This window comes from Chitinophaga parva, from assembly GCF_003071345.1.
In the GTDB taxonomy this organism is placed as follows: Bacteria; Bacteroidota; Bacteroidia; order Chitinophagales; family Chitinophagaceae; genus Chitinophaga; species Chitinophaga parva.
The window spans coordinates 170,433-190,841 of sequence record NZ_QCYK01000004.1; the positions used below are offsets into that span (position 1 = coordinate 170,433).

Here is a 20,409-nt window from a genome sequence, read left to right on the forward strand (position 1 = left end):
ATGGAAGTTACCTACGGTAAGGGGGATATTTTAAAAGTGAATGGACAGTTGATGCTGCCATTGTTGGACGATGTTGTAACGGCACCATCTGACGATAACGCCGTTGGCGTATATGAGGGATTGCTTTATCTATGGGATGCCGACACCAGCACGTGGAAGCCAGCTGGCGATAAAACACCAGATTATGTGAACGCAATCACACGGGCCGAGATCAATGCATGGAACAGCAAACTTTCTCCATACAGCAGTCCTGCATACTATTTCCAGACTTACCTATATACACTGAGTAGCGAACAGCCGGCAGCCGTTACCAAAGATATGACAGTTACCATCTATGGTGATGAGGGCAGCACATCCATAGCTGTATCTGGGGCGAATGTTGCAAGTTTTGCCGGTGGTCCTTATCCGGTTGTTATTTATGACGGCACTACATACCAGACATATTACTTATTGGCGCTGAATACCACGGGGGATGCGATCTTGTCTACCCCGCTTAGAACTACTGTGGTCAATGGCGCCATGAAATCAATGTTTGACGGTGTGAATAGCCAGCACTTGACCGATTACGGTTATCGCGCACTGGCAGATGCGCTATTTTCAATGAAGGCATTTAGTGCCTTGAAAAATAATTCCGCCCTGGTGCGGCCTGAAATTAACCCGGCAACTATTCCATTTACATTGACTGCGGGCACGCAAACTGCCGGTTTCGTGCCGGGAACACCTGATCTTGCCGCTCAGGCTACCATAATTGCCAACACGCAGAATGCTGCGCAGTTGGGATCTCATGCGTTTGGAATTATACAAGGTGGTGTTGGCAGGGGTATTACCTGGACAGTTCCTTTAGGCGCCAAATCCGGATACTTCGAGACGTATGTTGGCATGATAAAGAAGGCGTATAACGCTGGCGCCTCATTTACCACAGGAGATGCCGTTATCCAGGTTACCGTAGATGGTGTGCTGGTGTATAACGAGACCTTATCAGGTATTATTGAGGCGGCTCCCAGCTCTTCTTTATCGGATCAGGCAAATTATCCAGGAAAGATGATCAGGGTCCCTTTTGCGAATGCCAACTCTCTCACCTTCTCTTATACCACAGGAACAAATAATCCTACCGCGTTGGCTGTAAACCGCACTGGCATTTATATCACGGCGACAGATCCTGAGCAGCCAGTATTTTCAAATACTGATGTTATTGCCTTTTTCGGAAATTCCTGGACGCAATATCAGGACGGACACCAAGATTGGTCCACCCGTTTTAAAACTCTTTTTGGAAATGCCGGTGGGGATACCAGTAAAGTATTCAATTGGGGCCGCTCTGGAATGACTAGCGTGTGGGGTAAATACTGGTTGGATTCCCTGGTAACCGCCGCGTTGATTAAACCTACTGTCATTGTCCTGGAGTTCTTTACCAACGATAACAACTCCATACCATACGTAGGCGATCCGAGCCACACCGAATGGAATTTCAGCAGTACTGATCCTTATGCCACTGGTACTGATGTAGATGGCAAAACCTCAGCTGCGGGGTGGCTATCCAACATCATATGGATGGTCAACTACTGCTTACAGCGTGGTATTCAACCAGTAATTGCCATGCCGGCACATACGGCTAGCCTTGCGCAGACCCAAACCTGTTTTGATAATCTCCTATCACTGATCGCTACCGACCATTACTACGACGTAAAAGCCTTTTCCGGTGATACCGCCCAGGTGGATACATTCACGGCACGTGTTATCACAGGTACGGAAAGCGTGACCACGCCGCAGGTAAATGTATCCGGCAAGATTGTAGGGGGCACTCCTACCGTGGGAGGCTCTGCCATCATTGAGACCCAGGAAACAAATAGCGGTACCGCAAAAGGTGTGATATTTCGTCCGGATAGTTTCCGACAGTTTACAGGATCAGCAGGGCACATATTAACCGCACAGAATGGCACTGGCACTGCCTACACTGATGTGTGGTGGGTTGATAATGCCGCAAATACCCATATGCGCGGTCTTTGGTTGACTGAGGGCATTCGTGGCGGCATCAAGTCAAAAAATGCAGCTTTTACGTTTGACGAAACGTATTTCGCGGTTTACTGCAACATCGGAACCAATACCAGTCTTCCACTTGGTAAAGCATCTGACTACCCAGGCAAGATGTATTATATCAAAAATGTTGGCACAGGTAACTTCTCATTGTTTATTACACCAAATGGGAGTGATACAATAAACGGAAAGCCAACTATCTGCATTCCCAGCTATGGGGATTGTGTTGCCATCATGAGTGATGGAGTAAGCAACTGGATTGTACTCTCTATTACTACTCGGCCGTACGAAATGGTGATACCTGCGGGCGAAGATGGGACGCAAACGCACGCCAGCGACGCCCTGCAGGGAACATTCTGGTTAGAGCGGCGAGGTGCGGGGTCGTTGCGTAGCTCTGAATGGGCACAGTCTGCTGGTGGCGGATTTACTTTAACCACTTCCGGCGATGTACTGCATGCCGGTGAAGTGTTCTTTGCTCACTTTTACTAAACCAACTGTAATGAGGAAATTAATATTTTTCGCTTCTTTTCTTTTCTGCTTTGTATCTGCGCATGCGCAGTTTACCTACCATGTTTATGTACCTCAATGGTACGATAAGGTACGGGTTGATTCACTTTTTTGGCTCAACTCCCGGGATACTTTGAAATATCCGGCCGCTACATATCCTGGTTCGCTCGTATTCAGGCAACAGACTGCAGACACTGCATTTTATTTTTCCAACGGCAGATTATTTCAAAAGATCCCTGCTATTAGTCAGGTGATACAGAACAGCCAGTTCAAAGCGTCCGGCTTCCCTGTATTCAATGTTGACAAAGGGGCTATCAACCAGGTAGATTCAGGTACTAGTGCTACACAGTTCGCCATTAGCATGACGCAGCCATTTAAAGTACAAGGTGGCAAGGGGTTATCTACTACTTACAATGCTGGGACAAGCGCGCAAGCTGGATCGGCCGGTACTATTCAGATATATGGCGGCGCGGGTGGTGATCAATTTGGGACAGCAATTACATCTGGTGGTGGTGGTGTAGGCGGAAATTTAGATTTTACTGCCGGTGCTGGCGGCCTTTCAATGGGGAATGGTACGTATGCTGGAACAGGGGGCAATGTAACGCTCCAGGGAGGGAATGCTGGCGCTACAACCACAAGTTCAAATCCTGGCACACCTGGCTACGTTAAGGTAGCTGGCGGCAGCCAACCTGCCGGCTCAAAAGGTGATGGGGGTGACATTTTCATAATCCCTGGTGCCAAAGGTACTGGCAGGGATGGAGATGTAATGCTAGGCACTTCGCCATCTGGTCCGCTGGTCCGCGGCCGCACATTAGTGAGTTATCCACAAGGCACAGTAATTTCTCGCACACAACGTTTCCAAGTTAACGGCTCGTCTTACTTCGCTGATTCGGTGATCACCAGCACCTCCTTGGTAGGCGCAACCCTAACCGTTACTACCGGCGGAGCAAGTGGTAAGGTGTTGACTTCTGATGGCGTGGGTAACGCAAGCTGGCAATCCCCGTCGTCAACGCCCGGAGCACTGAAAGATTTCTATACTACTATAGGGAATACTTCCGCTACGGCAAACACTTTCTCTGCTCTTTATCAGTACACCATTCCAGCTAACACACTCGTCACTGATGGGGATAAAATCAGAGCCACATATGGTGGTATTTATGCATCAAATGCCAATAACAAAACCCTTGAAATAGTAGTGAACGGCAATGCCGCTGTTGTCGGAAGTACGCCAGCCAATGGCGGCGCCTGGGATGGACAGGTGCTCTTTATTCGTACCAGCTCAACAACCGGTCGGTTAATCTTCACAGTCAACGGTTACTCATCCACCGGCTCCCAGTTGGACATTACCGGCCTGAATTACACTACTACCATCACTTTCGACCTATGGGGCGCTGGTGGCGGAGCTACAAACGATGTTGTTGCTAAGCTGGGAACTATCACTAAGATTAGCGCAGCGCCGTGATACAGATTAAATGTTAAATACCTATCTAAACTAACAACAATGGACGATCACTTTTTACCAACGTACAAGATAATTACCTGGACAACGGCTGCTGTTTTACTCTACATCTTTTGCATTACGTTCATTCCTATTCCAAAGGATAACGTCCGTTTTGCTGATACCGCTGAAGGTTTTTTGCTGGGCTCTGTTGTAGGGGCTGGATTTGCCTGGCTTGTGGGTGGTACACCCGGGGCAAAGAAAGGATCTCCCGCAGGGTCTACGGCAACCGATTTGAACGCAACACAAACAGAAAAGGAAGATGGGAACAGTCAAGTGGGATAGCCTGCAATTCTCAGCGGCTGACGTGATCAAAATTGTTGTCAATGTTGTATTGGGTGCGGTTTTCATTATGATGATGAAGTCAGATGTCCGCAGCGTGGCAGAATCTATCGCCAACCTACAGATGGAAAACAAGGAGGATCGCGAAAAAAACAGAGCCTGGCAGGTAAAGATGGAAGCGGAATACGGTGAAATGAAAGTGAGAGTTGCACTCTTGGAGCAAAAAGTAACCGATTTGGAAGTAACCAGGGACCACACCGCAAAAAATTAACATGTATGGAACCCATCGTATTCAAACAGGGCGACAAAATAGTAAAGCACATTCAGGGCGTGGATGCTGCCGGCCAGCCATTGAACTGGAGTGAAATGCAGTCCGTTACGGTTTCATTTGTAAACTATGCCGGGGTGCAGGTGGCTTTCTTTTCCGTAGAATCTGGGCTGACAATTAATCCTGATGATAATTCTGACTTGCAACTTACGGTTGATGGTTCAGCCGGATTGCTACCAGGCTTTTACCGGTATGATGTTAAAATGATATTCTCTAACGGCATCGTTAAACACTCTCCTACAGGCGATGTGCAGGTGCAACAATCCGCTACGATATGAGCGACGAATTAACGTTTACTGTTTCTGACGTGATACAGACAACTGGCGATGGCGCAGACGGCAATACCGTGCTGTATGGCGCTGGTGCACCTGATGTGGGCCTGGGAGTAGATGGTAACTTCTACATCGACACTTCTGCCCATTTCATTTATGGACCCAAGATCGCCGGCGCCTGGCCCGCTGGCACCAGCCTGATAGGGCCCCCAGGCGACCAGGGCGAACCAGGCACACCTGGTAATGATGGTAATGACGGCGCCCCCGGCCGGTCCATACAGGTATTTGAGCAGGCAGATGAACCAACCGGGGGCACTTATTACGCCGGCGACCTGTGGATTCAACCAGCATGATATGAGCAATCTAAAGATATATATAGGCAGCGCCTGGGTGGATATTATTGATCGTTCCGGGAAGGTATTCAACGGGTCTGCGTGGGTTCCAGTGAAACCAGGTGATCACGTGCGCGGGTCCACCAGTTGGGTACCAATCACCTCCGGGATTTCACTTCCACAGCGCTTCTTTGGCACGGGCGGCCCGAACGACAATATGTACGATGTGGCCAGCGGGCAACGACAGTATACCCTACTTCCAGGCGGTGACGATGGCACAGAGTTGCTGCCCCTTTGGATATTTCTCCACGGGGTTGACCAGGGAGGTACGGATATCAATAAGGTACTGGAAGATGGGTTGCCATTGGTCATTTCATCGACTGGGCAGTTAATGAAATGCCGCGGTGCTGCTCCGCAGCTTCCCTCTGGCTCGTGGTCAGAACGGCTGGATCTCATTGATAGTTGCATATCCTACATGGTAGCCAACTACAATGTAGACCAGAACCGAATATATCTGTGCGGGCTTTCTGACGGCGCCGCAGGAGTGATTGCAAAGATCATTCAGCAGCCCACCCGGTTTGCCGCCTATGCAATCAGTTCTCCGCCGGCTAACGGCATGGCCGCTAACGCTTCACTGATCAAGGATATACCTGGCATTATCATTCAGGGGTTGCAGGACCAACGTGTTGGTGTGGGGAACGTTGCTGCTGCTGTGGATGCCCTGGCCGCCGCAAATGGCCGCATCGCGCCGTTAACGCAGTTTCATTATGACGGAGATCACAGCTACCTGGAATGGAATCAGCACCTATTCAATTTCACCACTGCGGCCAACTTTCTGGGACTAAACGTAGAGGACTGGATGCTGCTGCATAGCTTGGGCCGTGTGCAGGAAGCTGGTAACTACGTTACCCACGCTGAGAACACTCAGGACTATCTGCATTACCTGGCGGCGGACCGGCTCACCGGCATGCTAGCGGCCAGCAGCGACAAAACAGCGCTGGAAGCGAGGCTTGCCACCTTAAAGTCGGCCCAGCAATATGGGAATCAACGTATTATACTGGCGTTTGGCACAAGCGCCAACCCAGCCACTGGAAATTACACCAGGATCAGTGCCACTGATACCGGCACTACTTTCACCAACCTGGTGGATTCAGATGGTAATGCCACTGCTATTTCTTTCGTATGCCAGTATACGCAATGGGCAGCAGATCTCCCCGGCGCAGGGCCTGGCAGTTACCATGGCCTACCTGGTGGCGTGTTCTTGCAATCCCGCAGGGTATATGCTTCCAATACCTGGAATTTCACCGGCCTGCCGGCGGGAGCCACCTGCAGGGTGGATATTTTCCCCTACTACAAAACAGAGAGCGGCACAGCCCATTACGGCGTTACCGGCACCATTGGTGGCGTAACGAAGAACTCAGTGGATGACGTGTACAACGTCCTGAATTATCTCACCTGGGATGGCGTGGCCGCTGATGGATCTGGCGTTCTCTCCATGGCTCTCAACGCGCAGTACCCGGCCAGCAGCAACGATGGCGGCCTGTGTGCAATTATGCTTACAATCAACTCTTAAATATGAAGACACTCAAAGTATTACTGCTGCTTACTCTTATGGCCGGCGCAGCATCGGCACAAATGGTTACCTCTCAGGCCCCATCCACTCAATGGCCCCTGCCGGCATTCCCGGATAATACCGTGGTGTTCACACCTAAGGAGTACAAGGACAGCGTGAAGAAGTACTACCCGGTAATTATCTACTTCCATGGCACCGGGGAAGCCGGCACGGACGTGAACCGCCTGACCAGCAATTACCTCCTGGGCAGGATCAAAGCCGGCTGGGAGCCGCAAGCTACGAACCCGGTCACCGGCAAGCTGGAGAAATTCATCGTGATTGCTGTGCAGGATGCCGCCAACTGGTCGCCCTATCCGGCAGCCATGCGCTATGCCTGGAACTACATTATGAGCACGCAGAAGCTGCGTATTGACACTAACAGGATCTATACCACGGGTCTTTCATCCGGCGGCCAGACCTCGCTGATGTACGCCTGCTGGGACGAATCATTTGCCGGCAAGATAGCTGCCGTGGTGAGCCTATCTCCGGCAGCCATTGAAGCGCAGGCCGGCCAAAACCTGGGCCTCTTCGCGAAGTACAACACACCGGTATGGTTTATCTCTGGTGACCAGGATGGTTTCACGGATAACGCCAAGAAGTACACCACAGCCATCAACAATGCCGGCGGCCAGGCGCTCACCACCGTGTACAGCGGCGGCCACGGCGGCTGGGATGCGATGTATAACGGTACCACCACACGCCAGGTGAATGGCAAGGCGCTGAATGTCTACGAATGGATGCTGTTGAACAGCCGCGGGCCGGCGCCGGTTGCTCCGGTCGATACTACTACTACGCCGCCGACTGTCACGAAGAAGCTCCTCCTCACAATCAAAGTGTACTCCGATGGGACAACTGAGAATATTCCTGCTGCTCAGTAGCCTGGCCATGGCCAGCTGCTCTACGCTGAATAAGCACAAAAGCATCACCAGGACCAGCAGCGACAGCACGGGCCATTCCAAGACCTCCGCAGACCTGCAGGTGCACAGCGTGACCAGCGTCAAGGCCAGCCGGCCGGTGATCCTGGCGCCGGACAGCCTGCACGCATACGGTGTATTCCTGCCGGTAGATAGCGGTATTGTTCATCTCATTCATATCAGCAATGGCAACATTACGATGGACGTTACGGCGCAGCGCCAGCCGGGCGGCGGCATTAAGGTGGACGCCGCCGCTACCACGCCGCAGAAAACGGTTTTGGCGCCGGTGGATAGCACTTACACTGTGGACAGCGTATCGCATAGCACTCAGCATTCGGCGGCTACTGTACACCAGGAAACAATGACCAAGGATAAGCAGGTGCAGCGAAAGAATAGCGTGCCCTGGTGGCTGTGGACCATTGGCGGCATTTCCCTGGTAGCCGGCCTGCTATGGGCAGCGGGGTGGATCTACAAACGAATTAAAAGCAAGTTACCATTATGAAAATAATTGACGTGTCCTCTAACCAGGGAGTGATCGACTGGCCTGCAGTGGCCCAGGATGGTGTTACGGATGTGATTATTCGCCTTTCGCTGGGTTACGCTGATGTAGACAAGGCTGCCTCCAAAAATTCCCAGGAAGCGGCTAAAGCGGGGATCCGGGTGAGTTACTATCACTTTGCCTATCCCGACCGGCGTACCGGTACCGCAGAAGGTGATGCCAAACAGGAGGCACAGTACTTCGCAGGCATGGCGCACGGCGGGGCATATCCCCCCCCTCGGTGGCTGGCCGTTGACCTGGAGCCTTGGGGCAACCAGAAGGACACGCCGCTGAACCGGCAGGAGTTCCTTTTCTGGGTGAAAACATTCATCCAGGAGGTGACAGCGCTCACCGGCGTGGTGCCTTTCATTTACTCTTACGCGCCCTACCTGAATGCAAAGTTGCCAGCGGATCACGGTCTGGGTCTGGTCCCTCTATGGGTAGCCAATTACGGCAAGGTTGCCACGCCGCCTCTACCGCTTGGGTGGGACAGGTATTTCATGTGGCAGTACTCCAGCGATGGGGCTGTGGAGGGCATCAGTACTGCTGTTGACCTTAATAAGTTGGCGAGAGAATAATATTGATTTTGGTTGATGTATGCACGGCCAGGGATTCCTCCCTGGCTTTTTCGTGTCTGGGAAAAATATTTTTAAAAAGGCAGAAATAAATTTGGATAGTACGTTATAACGTACTATCTTTACACTGTCATTGAAACAATCACTAATCAAAAAAAACTTAACAAAATGAACAAAGCAATCACCTTCAACGTAACCTACACCACGGCCAAAGGAACTCAGGGATCTATCATCGTTAAGGCAAGAAATGAAAACGAGGCTATCAGTAATGCAAAAAATGCTTGCGCTACAGGAAGGGACTTCAGAGATGCTGTACAGAGCAAGGAACCATATTTAACACCAAGAAAGCAAGGGTTTGCTGGTAGAAACTAACAAAAATAGCCCCAGGTAATCACTCCTGGGGCTTGTCATTGAAAGCAGATCACAGATCAACTTAACTGAGCAAAGATATGGAATCACCATCACACCTGCGCCACATAGGCGCCATGGTTAAGCAAGCGAGGGAATATCGTGGATTATCCCAGGAGAAATTGGCAGAGAACGCCGCGCTCCGTAGGGCCACCATCGTAGATATTGAATTGGGCAAAACGAATTTTGAAATCAATACTCTGGTCAGAATTGCGTCAGCGCTTAACTTTTATCTGGACGTTAATTTAACGCCAGCCGATTAACAATATTTGCCCTACCTTCGGGTGGGTTAACAAACAATAGATTGAACCGGCCGCCTTGTCAAGGGCGGCTTTTTTATACAACTTTTGTACTATTTCTCAGAAATGAATATAGTAAATTGATTTTCAATTAATTGTAATTAGATATGTGTACCAATCCGGGACACGAATATGTTGCAGAAAAGCCGCTACCACAGCGGCTTTTGTTGTTTTGGTCACCCATTTTTTTGGGGTTTGCAATAGTACCCCTCTATCCAAACCGGTTTTACCCGGGATATTACCATTGTTGTATAAGCCTCCCGGTTTTGTAGCTGCTGCAAACAATGCCGTTAGTCGCTAATGCCCTTTGCATCTCCAGTTAATGGTTTCGGGACCACCAATAAAAAATATAGCAGCACAATAGCTGCGATCGTTGCTGTAACTGAAAATGCAATACCTGCTCCGAGCCTAAACCATATCCATCCTGTAACAAAGCTTGCCAGCATGGTACAGATACTCTGAAACCCTGTATAGGTGCCGATGGCTGTAGCGGTATCGGTTTTGTCTGTAATATTGCTTATCCAGGCCTTGGAAATCCCCTCCGTTGCCGCAGCATAAAGCCCGTAAAGAAAGAACAGGAAGCCGTACCAATACAGCCCCGCCGTGATGGTCATTCCTGCATAAACCAGGGCGAAGAGCAATAGCCCTAATGCAAATATTTTCTTAAGCCCTAACCGGTCAGCCAATATGCCCAATGGAAAGGCGCTTAACGCATACACCAGGTTGTAAAAAATATACACCCCAATTGTAGCAGTATCATTCAACCCTGCCTGTTTTACTCTAAGCAGCAGGAATACATCAGAGCTGTTACACAACGTGAATAATAGCAGACCTGCTACCAGCTTCCGGTAAATGACCGGGCTGTCTTTCCAGTAATGCAGGAATGAGAAGAAAGCAACCGGCGCTTTTTTTTCTTTGGGCCCCGTTTTCCTGTCCCTGAGGTAAAAAGATATGCCAATAGCCAGCAGCCCCGGTACAAACGCCACCAGGAACAATGCCCGGTACTGGCCCGGGTGAAAATAAAGATACAATAGCGCGAGGGCAGGCCCGGTCACAGCGCCTAATGTATCCATTGAACGATGAAATCCGAACACCCTGCCTTTGGTGGCCGGGGTAGCTTCATCGGAAAGCAGCGCATCCCTGGCCCCGGTGCGGATGCCCTTTCCTAACCGGTCAATGGTGCGGGCCAGAAAGATCCAGGCGGGGTAAACAAAGGCTGCCATTATAGGTTTAGAAAAGGCGCTTAATGCGTAGCCTAATTGTACAAATGGCACACGCTTACCGGAATAGTCGGACAATTTTCCAAAATATCCTTTGCTTAAACCCGCTGTAGCTTCCGCCACGCCTTCCAATATGCCAATCAGCAGCACAGAAAACCCAATGCTTTTTAAATAAATGGGCATGATCGGATAGAGCATTTCGCTGGCAACATCGGTCAGCAGGCTGATAAATGATAATATCCAGACCGTACGCGTTAAATATTTCATGATACCACCTAGAGGTAAATTGCATATCCTGTATTAAAGATAATGAAAACAGGAGGCATCCTGCGTTGCATTGATAAGTGTCATTCAACATTTCTCCTGTTGCCAGATCAATGGTGAGTTTTACATTAAAAAAACGGACGTGAAAAGTGTAGTCTTTTGCCTAACTTCAGCGTATGCTACCCGCACATTTCAGTCAGCATAACCAACTTCCCATACGGATCGTTTCCCCGGATTTCGGGCATTTGTCCCCGGAAGCCACCACCGGGAAAGGAACTGCACACCGGTTGCCGTACTACTTTTTCCTTTTTGTAATTGAGGGGAAAAGCCGGCACAGCGTTGACCTGGAGACTTTCGATCTGGGGGCAAATGAATTGCTTTTCTGTTTACCCCACCAGATCCTGCGCTACCCGGTGGCGGCACATGGTAATGATTACTATAAACTGGGTTTTGACGAAGAATGCCTTTCGCGTTTGCCAATATCTTATCCCTTTCTTCTTAATCCCCTGAACCAACAGCGGATCATCTTTACGCCTGCCACTGCCCTGCGTGTGCAAACAATCTTTAAACTGCTAAAGCACTTATTAAGCAGCGCGGATGCCGCGCCCGAACTGATCCTGGCTCATTTAAACAGCCTGCTTACCGAAATCAACACTGCCTATTTTGCAGCGGAAGAAAAGCCGGCAGATGAGCGACTCACCAAGTTTATTGGTTTCAAAATATTTGTAGAAAATAACCTTACTGATCACCCCAGCATTAAAGATATTGCAGAGGCGCTTGCAGTAAGTACAGACAGCTTATACCAGATTGTAAAGCATTATTCAGGGCTTTCTCCAAAAGTATTTATGACGAACCGGCTGATACTGGAAGCCAGGCGCAGGTTGTATCATGGAGAACGGCTGTCTGTAAAGGAGCTTGCATTTGACCTTGGCTTTAGCGACCCCGATTATTTCTCCCGCCTGTTTAAAAAGGTGACTGGTAAAACGGTCGCGGCCTTCTTTACGGATTTGTCCTGAACTTACCGTTTTTTGTCGGGCTCAGTTTATTGTATCCTGTTGAATTTTGTTCAAAAAATTAAAAGTAATGAACAAACAAACGGGTAGAATATTGGTGACCGGCGTAACGGGCCTCGTAGGGGCACGATTGCTGCCACGCCTGGTGGAAGCGGGCTTTGATTGCCTGGCGCTAGTACGCGGCAATAAAGAAGTGCCGGAGGGGGTAACAGCTGTACAGGGCGACCTGCTTGATCCCTCATCGCTTACTGGTGTGATGGACAAAGTAGTGGCTATCATTCACCTGGCGGCCGTATTCCGTACCCAGGATACAGACCTTATCTGGAAAAGTAACCTGGACGGTACACGCAATTTGATCGCAGCCGTAAAGGAGCAGGCACCTGGTGCCCGTTTTATTATGGCAAGCACTGCACATGTTTACAATGGCAACAATCCGCATCCCGGGCGTGAGGATGATCTGGTTTCCCCTGAACATGCTTACCCGGCCAGTAAAGTGGCTGCAGAACAGGCGCTGCGCGGCAGCGGGCTTAATTGGTCCATATTGCGGTTCCCATTTGTTTATGGGGATGGGGACGGCCACCTGCAAATGCTTCCAAAGCATACCGCGGGATGGCATCCTGCTATGAAGATCAGTACCATCCATCATAAGGATATTGCTGTTGCCGTGCGGATAGCTATTGCTGGCGCAATGGACGGCCGCATTGTAAATATTACAGATGAGGCGCCAATGTCGGTTTACGAATTAATGCAAATTACAGGTGAAAGAATGGCCTCATCTGCTGAACCACTTGTAAATCCCTGGCACCTGCATGTTGATGGTTCGCTGGCACGGCGCCTGGGTTTCAGGGTCGCAGTCAGGACTGTTTACCAGGCCGCACAAGAAGGTTTGTTATAAGACGGGGATTGTAGTACGGCTGATCCGCTTTCATATTTGACCGGGCCAAGGCACGGGGAGGAAATGCCGGGGGGAACTCCGGCTTTTCTGTTTTAGGATCGCCAGGAATGATTTACTCCCTACTGACATAGGGCTGTCACCATCGCCCTCTAATTTTACCCCATACCCATCCAAAAAATCTAACTTTACCACCATGGAAGCGGAGATCAAAACCATCTACCAATCACCAATCTGCACAGTACAAAACTTCCTGTGCCAGTGTAAAGAATGTACCACCTCCGGGGTGGAACAAACAGGACACTTCTCCATGGCCTACATTCGCAAGGGCAGCTTCGGCTTTAAAGTCTACAGAAACGAACTGGAGGCCTACAGCGGTCTCTTTCTTATTTGTAAACCGGGATTCGACCACCGCGTACGGCATATCCATGACGTCCCCGATCAATGCACCATCTTCTCATTTGCAGCAAACAGCGTGGCCACATTAACACAACACGGGTCTACGCTGGATTGGTTCTTCCGGGACCCCGACATACACGCTATCCTCGTCAAAGCCACGCCGGAAATGGAGCTCATGCACCAGTTGATTTTTAACGAACTGCACAAGCCGCGCCAGCAGCACCTGTGGCTGGAACAAATGATGACAGAATTATTCTTAAAGATTATCTCCGCAGAAGATGAACGGCGGCTCTTCCCCAGCTTAAGTAACAAACAGAAAATTCATTACCTGCCAGCTATTGAAACCATCAAAACATTTATGTACGACAATTACGCTACAAACGTAAAGTTGTCAGAACTGGCTGCTATGGCGCATATGAGCCCTTTTCATTTCAGCCGCTTATTTAAGAAAATGACCACGGCGGCTCCTTATGAATATTTAACCCATATCCGTTTAAAACAAGCGCAGTTACAATTGATGTACTCCCGAAACACGGTCACAGACATTGCTTTTTCTACCGGCTTTAATAGTCTTGAACACTTTTCTGCATCTTACAAAAAGCACTATGGAAAGTCACCCCTGGCAACACGCTCCTGAAATGAGCAAGATATCTTAAACATCCCCTTTTCATGCTGGCTACCTTTGGATCATCAAATTGTTCATCATGAAAAATGCACTATTGCCTACCCTGGAAAATGCCAGGAAGTATACGCTGGAAGTGGCCGAGGCCATGCCTGCGGAACAGTATCACTTTAAGCCTGCCAATGGCATCTGGTCCTTTGCGGAGTTACTGCACCACATTGGTTACGGCATCTTTTGGTGGGAGGAAAATTTTATGCGACAACAGGAAGGGGAGTGGGCCCCGCCCGCGGCCACTACTACCAAAAAGGCCACCATCGCTTACCTGAAACAAGCTTTTGATCACCTGGAAAACAGCCCGGGTGAAAATGAGCAAGGCTTTCATGCCACTATAGACCACATCACGCATCACCGCGGCCAGGCTACTATCTACCTGCGTTGCCAGGGTATTGAACCACCTACTTATATTTATTGATCATGCCTGTCTATTATGTAAACAGCTACGATATTACAGATCCCGCTGAATACGCCCATTATGGGCCGCCGGTATTGGCTTTGCTGCAAAAGTACGGCGCGGAGGTACTCGCATCAGACCTGGATGCGATAGGGGTGGAGGGCACACCCATGAAGATGCATGCGATCATCCGCTTTCCGTCGGAAGCCGCTGCACTACAGTGTTATAATGATCCGGAATACCAGCCGCTAAAGGAGATCCGCTGGCGTTCCACGGCAAATGGTAAGATGATATTGGTACATGGAAAATGAGATAACCCGCCGCCGCCATGGCGGGGTATTAAAATGATAAAGGGCCGCCCGGATGGGTGGCCCTTTGTCATGGTGAAGTGCCTGTGGATCATTCTTCATCCCCGCCATTCTTTACTTTCATCAGCAGGGAATAGGCGCCTTTGGCAACGATATTTTTTCCCGCAAGGGTGGCAGCATCATCGGCCTGTATTTCAAGAAAGCCGTTTTCACGGCCGCCTGTTTTTACCGGCACCATTTCAAAGGTGTGCTTGTCATGTGCTACAAACACATATTGCTGGCCACCGTTGGCTACCACCGCCGCTTCGGGGAGTGCCTGTACTTGTTTGTTCTTTGTTTCAATGTCCGCATTCATGAAGGTGCCTGGCAGCAGCGATTTATCATACTGCTCAAAGTGGCAATGTACCTCCACGCTGCGGTTGTTGCCAACATCCTGGCCAATGAGGATAATGGCGCATTCATATTTTTTGGAAGGATCAGTATTTGTGTAAGCGATGACTTTCTGCCCCTTGGATAAGCTTGGGATGTCCTTTTCAAAAACGGTAAGCCCCAGGTGAATGTCGGAAGGATCAACGATCTCAAAAAGTACATCCGTGGGGTTTACATACTTGCCAATGTTGACATTCACGGCAGTTACAAATCCATTGATGGGAGAGTAGATATTGACGGTACGGCTGATGGTGGAAGGATCCAGTTTCTCTGCATTCACGCCAATCAGTTTCAGCTTTTGGGCCAATGCGCTTACCTGGATCTGCTGGCTTTTGTAATCGGCTTCCGCCTGCTCAAACACCTTGTCACTGGCGGCTTTGCTGCTGTTCAGGTCTTTCTGGCGGATGTAGTCTTTTGCCAGCAGGTCCAGCTTTGTCCTGGCCGTGAGGTAGTCCTGTTGTAGCTGGATGTATTGCGGATCTTCCATGGTGGCAATCGCCTCGCCTTTTGTAACCTGCATACCGGATAACAGGCGGGTGTCTTTCAGGAACCCACCCAGCGGGAAACTAATGCTCACCATGTTTTGCGGCGGCACATCGATCTTGCCACTTACATGCAGTGTGTAGGCGATGTTCTTGGGTGCCAGCTGTGTTAACTCAACTGCAGCTGATTGCAGCTGTGCATCCGTCAACTGGACCAGGTTTTCAGTGGTGGTGTTTTCCCTGGCAGCAGCTGGTTCCTGTTTTTTTGATTTGCAGGCCATAAAGGCAAGGGTAACGGGAAGAATAAAATATATGAGCTTGTTCATGTGATTACAGTTTACCGGTTAGCGCGTTGATGTCGATGATAGCCTGGCGATAGTTATTGGATGCGTCGATGTATTCACTCTGTACGGCAATGGCCTGGTTGACCAGCAGCACCCACTCCAGGTAGTTGATCTCGCCGTGTTCATATTGGTTGGTGGCGGTGGTGAATAACACCGTTGCATTGGGTAACCCGCTGTCCCGGTAGTATTGCAGCGCGCCGGCCGCTTTATGGAATTGCTGCAGTGCCGCGCTGTAGGACGCCTGCAACGACTGTTTGGCTGCATCATAATTATTGGCGGAGATCTGCTGCTTTACCCTGGAAGCATTGACACGGCCCCGCTGCGCACTGGCAAAGATGGGGATGCCAACGCCTGCCTGCACGGATTGAAAGCGTTTACTGCCATCATAATTTTTATCATCAGCGCCTGTGCCGCGGATGGTCATGTTACTATAACCGATCAGCAGGTCTGGCAGCAGGCGTGATTTTTCCAGGCGGTATTCTGCGGTGGATGATTGTTGTTGCTGGTCCAGTAAACGGAGGTAGGGATTGGAGCTGGTAACGCCACTATCCAGGTCTGGCTGTAATAGCGCCACGGAGTTGGAATCCGGGGTAATGGGCTCACTGCTGTTGAGCAACCATTGCAGCCGTATTTGCAAGGCCGCACTGTCGCTGGTGAGCTGGGCCAGTTGTTGCTGCACCTGGCCCTTTTGCGTAGCTGCAGCGGTTTTTTCTACAATATTGCTTTCGCCTTTATCAAAACGTAGTTGTGCCTTGGACAGGAAATTACCATACAGGCTATCCACCCCCAGGAGCAGGGTGCGCTTCTGCTCTAACAACAGCAGTTGCAGGTACAGGCCTGCTACCTGTTTGCGCAGTTCTGTAGCCTTAACCGCTGCTGTATAACTACTTTCTTTCCAGAGTGAGTTCTGCAGCGACTTTTGACGGCTGTACACCGTGGGGAATTTCAGGGTTTGAGACAGGCCAAACCGGTTGTCGTTGTAGATGCTGTTGATCTGCCCGTAGTCGCCCAGGATCATGGTTTGCGGAATATCTGCAGCGTGCTTGCGCAGGGCATCCTGGTAAGCAATCGTGAGCTTTTCACTGCGCAGGGAAAGATTATTTTTCACCGCGCTATCCATGGCCGCCTGCAGGGGCACTACCTGTTGGCTGGATGCCGGGAGGCCTGCCAGCAGGAGCAGTGGCAGTAAAACAAGGGCCGGTTTCATACCCCGTGATTTTTGATGTTTACGTTTTTCAAACAGGTAAAACAAAGAAGGTAGTACAAACAAGGTGAGGAAGGTTGCTACTACCAGGCCGCCAATCACTACGGTGGCCAGTGGGCGCTGTACTTCCGCGCCGGCTGATTCACTCAGCGCCATTGGCAAGAAGCCCAATGATGCCACGGATGCCGTCATCAACACGGGACGTAGCCTCACTTTGGTGCCTTCCAGGATGATGGTCAATACATCGGTTGTACCTTCTTTTGCACGGCGGTTAAATTCCGCGATGAGCACAATGCCATTGAGCACGGCCACTCCAAAGAGCGCAATAAAACCAATGCCGGCAGAAATGCTGAAGGGCATGCCCCGGAGCGCTAGGGCAAAGATGCCGCCAATGGCGGATAAGGGAATGGCTGAAAAAATAAGTGCCGCTTCCCGCAGGGAATGGAACGCAAAATAAAGCATGATAAAGATGAGTAGCAGTGCCAGCGGCACGGCAATGGACAGGCGCTTCTTGGCCGCCTGCAGGTTCTCAAACGCACCACCGTAAGTGATGTAGTAGCCAGCCGGCATTTTGAGGTGGGCGCTTACCTGCCGCTGCAGGTCCCCAATTACAGATTGCACATCCCTGCCACGTACGTTGAAGCCTACGATGATCCTGCGCTGCGCATCTTCGCGTTGTATCTGGTTGGGACCATCCTGGATGCGTACATCGGCCACCTGTGAAAGCGGCACCTGTGTGCCGGCAGGAGTGGGGATGAGCAGTTGCTGCACATCACTGAGGTCGTGCCGTTGTTCCTGGTTCAGGCGCACCACCATATCAAAACGTTTTTCGCCTTCAAATACCAGCCCGCTGGTTTGCCCTGCAAAAGCGGCATTGATCACGTGGTTCACATCATTGATGGTCAGCCCGTACTGGGCAATGATATCCCGGTTGTACCTGATCACGATCTGTGGCATGCCGGTAATGGCTTCCACGTACAGATCACGGGCGCCCTGCACTTTCCCGGCCAGGCTGCCCAGCCGGTGGGATAGGGCGGCCAGTGTATCCAGGTCTTCCCCGTATATCTTGCACACCACATCCTGGCGGGCGCCGGTCATCAACTCGTTAAAGCGCATCTGCACCGGGTATTGGAACCCGAAAGTGACGCCTGGTATGACTTCCAGCTCCTTGCCCATTTTTTCCGTGAGCTCATTGAAGCTCGATGCAGAGGTCCACTCTTTTTTATCTTTTAAAATGACCATCATGTCGCTGGCGTCCAGGGGCATGGGGTCTGTGGGTATTTCACTGCTGCCGGTTTTGCCCACCACCTGTTTTACTTCGGGGAACTTTGCCAGCAGGATCTTTGATGCCTGGGACACCGCATTGCGCGAGGTGGTGAGGTTGCTCCCGGTAAGTACCCGTGTTTCCACTGCAAAATCACCTTCTTCCAGCTGCGGGATAAATTCGCCACCCAGTTGCGACAGGATCACGATTGCTATTGCCAGCAAACTCACCGCCGTACCGACGATGAGCACCGGCCGGTGCAGCACCTTTTCCAGCATGCCGCGGTACAGGCGCTCCGCCGTTTCCATGAACCTATCGGAAAAGGATTTGCGGGTGGGAACCTTTTTGCTGAGGAATAAGGCGCTCATCATGGGCACATAGGTGAGTGCCAGTACAAAGGCGCCAAACAGGGCAAATGCCACGGTTTGGGCCATGGGTTTGAACATCTTGCCTTCCACACCTGCGAGCACGAAAATGGGCAGGTAAACGATGAGGATGATCAGTTCTCCGAAGACCGCGCTGCTACGCATGCGGGTGGAGGTTTCATGTACCAGGTCATCCATCTCCGCCTGCGTGAGCCGTTGCTGGAGGCTGTGATGCAGCCGGTACATACAGGCTTCCACGATAATAAGCGTGCCATCCACGATAAGGCCAAAGTCGAGCGCACCCAGGCTCATGAGATTACCGCTCACCCCGAAGAGGTTCATCAGGATCACGGCTACCAGCATAGCCAGCGGGATCACGGAAGCTACCAAAATACCCGCCCGGAAATTGCCAAGGAAAAGCACCAGCACAAATACTACGATCAGTGCGCCTTCCAGCAGGTTTTTCTCTACGGTGTCAATGGCGTTGTTCACCATCTTGGTACGGTCCAGGAAGGCATCGATCACCACGCCTTCCGGCAGTGTCTTTTGAATTTGTGCCACGCGGTCTTTGATGGCTTTGACCACGGCGCTGCTATTGGCGCCTTTGAGCATCATCACCACTGCGCCGGCCACTTCTTCTTCCCCGTTATATGTCATGGCGCCATAGCGGGTAGCATAGCCAATGTGTACATCGGCCACGTCGCGGATCAGGAGCGGCGCGCCATTGGGCAGGTTCTTCACCACGATCTTTTCAATGTCTGCAATGCTGCCCACCAGGCCCTCGCTGCGGATAAAAAGCACCGTGGGCCCTTTTTCTATGTAAGCGCCACCGGTGTTCTGGTTGTTGTTATCCACGGCATTGAAAACATCATTGATGGAAAGCCCATACGATTTGAGCTTTTCCGGTGAAACGGCGATCTCATATTGTTTGAGGTACCCCCCGAAGCTGGCCACGTCAGCCACGCCCTTTACGCCCAGCAACTGGCGGCGCACGATCCAGTCCTGTATGGTGCGGAGCTCCATGGGGCCGTACTTATTTTCGTATCCTTTTTTAGGCCGGACGCTGTACTGGTAGATCTCGCCCAGGCCCGTAGTGACCGGGCCCAGCGTGGGCGATCCAAAAGCAGTAGGGATCTGGGCCCTGGCTTCTGCCAGCCGTTCTGTTACCTGCTGGCGGGCCCAGTATATGTCCACGTCATCATCAAAAACAATGGTGACCACGGAGAGCCCAAAGCGGGAGAAGCTGCGGATCTTGTGCAAGCCGGGAATATTGCTGTTGGCTTGTTCTATGGGAAAGGAGATCAGCCTTTCCACGTCAGGTGCACCCAGCGCAGGGGCTACTGTGATCACCTGCACCTGGTTATCGGTAATATCGGGAACGGCATCAATGGGCAGGCGTGTAACCTCGTACACACCATAGCCGATGAGGCCCAGCATGAGCAGGCCTATGATGAGTTTATTCCTCACGGAAAACTCAATAATTCTATCCAGCATGAGATTTTGTTTGCGAAGCTGATATAAATGTATGCCTTTGCCGGAAAATGGGCGTACGGCAT

Annotated in this window: 20 protein-coding genes; 17 read left to right on the plus strand and 3 right to left on the minus strand. The window is 50.8% G+C overall.

What is annotated here, in order from left to right; translation table 11 throughout:
• From DCC81_RS24805 to DCC81_RS24855, 12 genes are all read left to right on the plus strand, one after another.
• A complete protein-coding gene (locus tag DCC81_RS24805; RefSeq protein WP_108689461.1) occupies positions 1–2,520 on the plus strand; it encodes an SGNH/GDSL hydrolase family protein in 2,520 nt (839 codons plus the stop codon).
• Between the two features lie 10 nt (positions 2,521–2,530).
• Positions 2,531–4,000 (plus strand): hypothetical protein, encoded by a 1,470-nt coding sequence (locus tag DCC81_RS24810; protein ID WP_108689462.1) that lies wholly within the window; start codon positions 2,531–2,533, stop codon positions 3,998–4,000.
• A gap of 39 nt (positions 4,001–4,039) precedes the next feature.
• Positions 4,040–4,321: a hypothetical protein gene (locus tag DCC81_RS24815; RefSeq protein ID WP_108689463.1), complete on the plus strand. Its 282-nt coding sequence runs from the start codon at positions 4,040–4,042 to the stop codon at positions 4,319–4,321.
• The gene (locus tag DCC81_RS24820; RefSeq protein WP_108689464.1) at positions 4,299–4,589 is read left to right on the plus strand and encodes a hypothetical protein; all 291 of its coding nucleotides are present in this window, start codon (positions 4,299–4,301) and stop codon (positions 4,587–4,589) included. The genes DCC81_RS24815 and DCC81_RS24820 overlap by 23 nt, the downstream gene beginning before the upstream one ends.
• 5 nt (positions 4,590–4,594) lie before the next feature.
• Complete coding sequence (locus DCC81_RS24825) at positions 4,595–4,924, plus strand: hypothetical protein (protein WP_108689465.1); 330 nt, start codon at positions 4,595–4,597, stop codon at positions 4,922–4,924.
• Positions 4,921–5,271: a hypothetical protein gene (locus DCC81_RS25450; RefSeq protein ID WP_133177799.1), complete on the plus strand. Its 351-nt coding sequence runs from the start codon at positions 4,921–4,923 to the stop codon at positions 5,269–5,271. The genes DCC81_RS24825 and DCC81_RS25450 overlap by 4 nt, the downstream gene beginning before the upstream one ends.
• A gap of 1 nt (position 5,272) precedes the next feature.
• On the plus strand, positions 5,273–6,823 hold the full coding sequence (locus DCC81_RS24830) for a carboxylesterase family protein (protein ID WP_165806733.1): 1,551 nt from the start codon (positions 5,273–5,275) through the stop codon (positions 6,821–6,823).
• A gap of 2 nt (positions 6,824–6,825) precedes the next feature.
• Positions 6,826–7,740 (plus strand): carboxylesterase family protein, encoded by a 915-nt coding sequence (locus tag DCC81_RS24835; protein ID WP_108689467.1) that lies wholly within the window; start codon positions 6,826–6,828, stop codon positions 7,738–7,740.
• Positions 7,706–8,278: a hypothetical protein gene (locus tag DCC81_RS24840; protein WP_133177800.1), complete on the plus strand. Its 573-nt coding sequence runs from the start codon at positions 7,706–7,708 to the stop codon at positions 8,276–8,278. Before DCC81_RS24835 ends, DCC81_RS24840 begins: the two co-directional genes overlap by 35 nt.
• A complete protein-coding gene (locus tag DCC81_RS24845) occupies positions 8,275–8,892 on the plus strand; it encodes a glycoside hydrolase family 25 protein (protein ID WP_108689469.1) in 618 nt (205 codons plus the stop codon). The genes DCC81_RS24840 and DCC81_RS24845 overlap by 4 nt, the downstream gene beginning before the upstream one ends.
• Positions 8,893–9,057: 165 nt before the next feature.
• Positions 9,058–9,261: a hypothetical protein gene (locus DCC81_RS24850; RefSeq protein ID WP_108689470.1), complete on the plus strand. Its 204-nt coding sequence runs from the start codon at positions 9,058–9,060 to the stop codon at positions 9,259–9,261.
• A gap of 77 nt (positions 9,262–9,338) precedes the next feature.
• Positions 9,339–9,560, plus strand: coding sequence for a helix-turn-helix transcriptional regulator (locus DCC81_RS24855; RefSeq protein ID WP_108689471.1), 222 nt, complete (start codon positions 9,339–9,341; stop codon positions 9,558–9,560).
• 326 nt (positions 9,561–9,886) lie between these two features.
• On the opposite strand, the gene DCC81_RS24860 is transcribed toward DCC81_RS24855, so the two are convergent.
• Positions 9,887–11,083, minus strand: a complete 1,197-nt coding sequence (locus DCC81_RS24860) for an MFS transporter (RefSeq protein ID WP_108689472.1) — start codon at positions 11,081–11,083, stop codon at positions 9,887–9,889.
• Positions 11,084–11,256: 173 nt separating this feature from the next.
• Here DCC81_RS24860 and DCC81_RS24865 point away from each other — a divergent pair, with 173 nt between their 5' ends.
• From DCC81_RS24865 to DCC81_RS24885, 5 genes are all read left to right on the plus strand, one after another.
• On the plus strand, positions 11,257–12,096 hold the full coding sequence (locus DCC81_RS24865) for an AraC family transcriptional regulator (RefSeq protein WP_108689473.1): 840 nt from the start codon (positions 11,257–11,259) through the stop codon (positions 12,094–12,096).
• Positions 12,097–12,187: 91 nt separating this feature from the next.
• Positions 12,188–12,988 carry an NAD-dependent epimerase/dehydratase family protein gene (locus DCC81_RS24870; protein ID WP_449384883.1) on the plus strand — a complete coding sequence of 267 codons (801 nt, stop codon included), beginning with the start codon at positions 12,188–12,190 and terminating at the stop codon, positions 12,986–12,988.
• A gap of 193 nt (positions 12,989–13,181) precedes the next feature.
• Entirely contained in the window at positions 13,182–14,021 is an 840-nt protein-coding gene (locus DCC81_RS24875; protein WP_108689474.1) for a helix-turn-helix transcriptional regulator, read from the plus strand.
• 67 nt (positions 14,022–14,088) lie between these two features.
• Complete coding sequence (locus tag DCC81_RS24880; protein ID WP_133177801.1) at positions 14,089–14,478, plus strand: DinB family protein; 390 nt, start codon at positions 14,089–14,091, stop codon at positions 14,476–14,478.
• Between the two features lie 2 nt (positions 14,479–14,480).
• A complete protein-coding gene (locus DCC81_RS24885) occupies positions 14,481–14,768 on the plus strand; it encodes a DUF1330 domain-containing protein (protein ID WP_108689476.1) in 288 nt (95 codons plus the stop codon).
• A gap of 88 nt (positions 14,769–14,856) precedes the next feature.
• On the opposite strand, the gene DCC81_RS24890 is transcribed toward DCC81_RS24885, so the two are convergent.
• Together DCC81_RS24890 and DCC81_RS24895 are read right to left on the minus strand one after the other, a co-directional pair.
• A complete protein-coding gene (locus DCC81_RS24890; RefSeq protein WP_108689477.1) occupies positions 14,857–16,002 on the minus strand; it encodes an efflux RND transporter periplasmic adaptor subunit in 1,146 nt (381 codons plus the stop codon).
• Between the two features lie 4 nt (positions 16,003–16,006).
• Complete coding sequence (locus tag DCC81_RS24895) at positions 16,007–20,347, minus strand: CusA/CzcA family heavy metal efflux RND transporter (RefSeq protein ID WP_108689478.1); 4,341 nt, start codon at positions 20,345–20,347, stop codon at positions 16,007–16,009.
• Between the last annotated feature and the right edge of the window lie 62 nt (positions 20,348–20,409).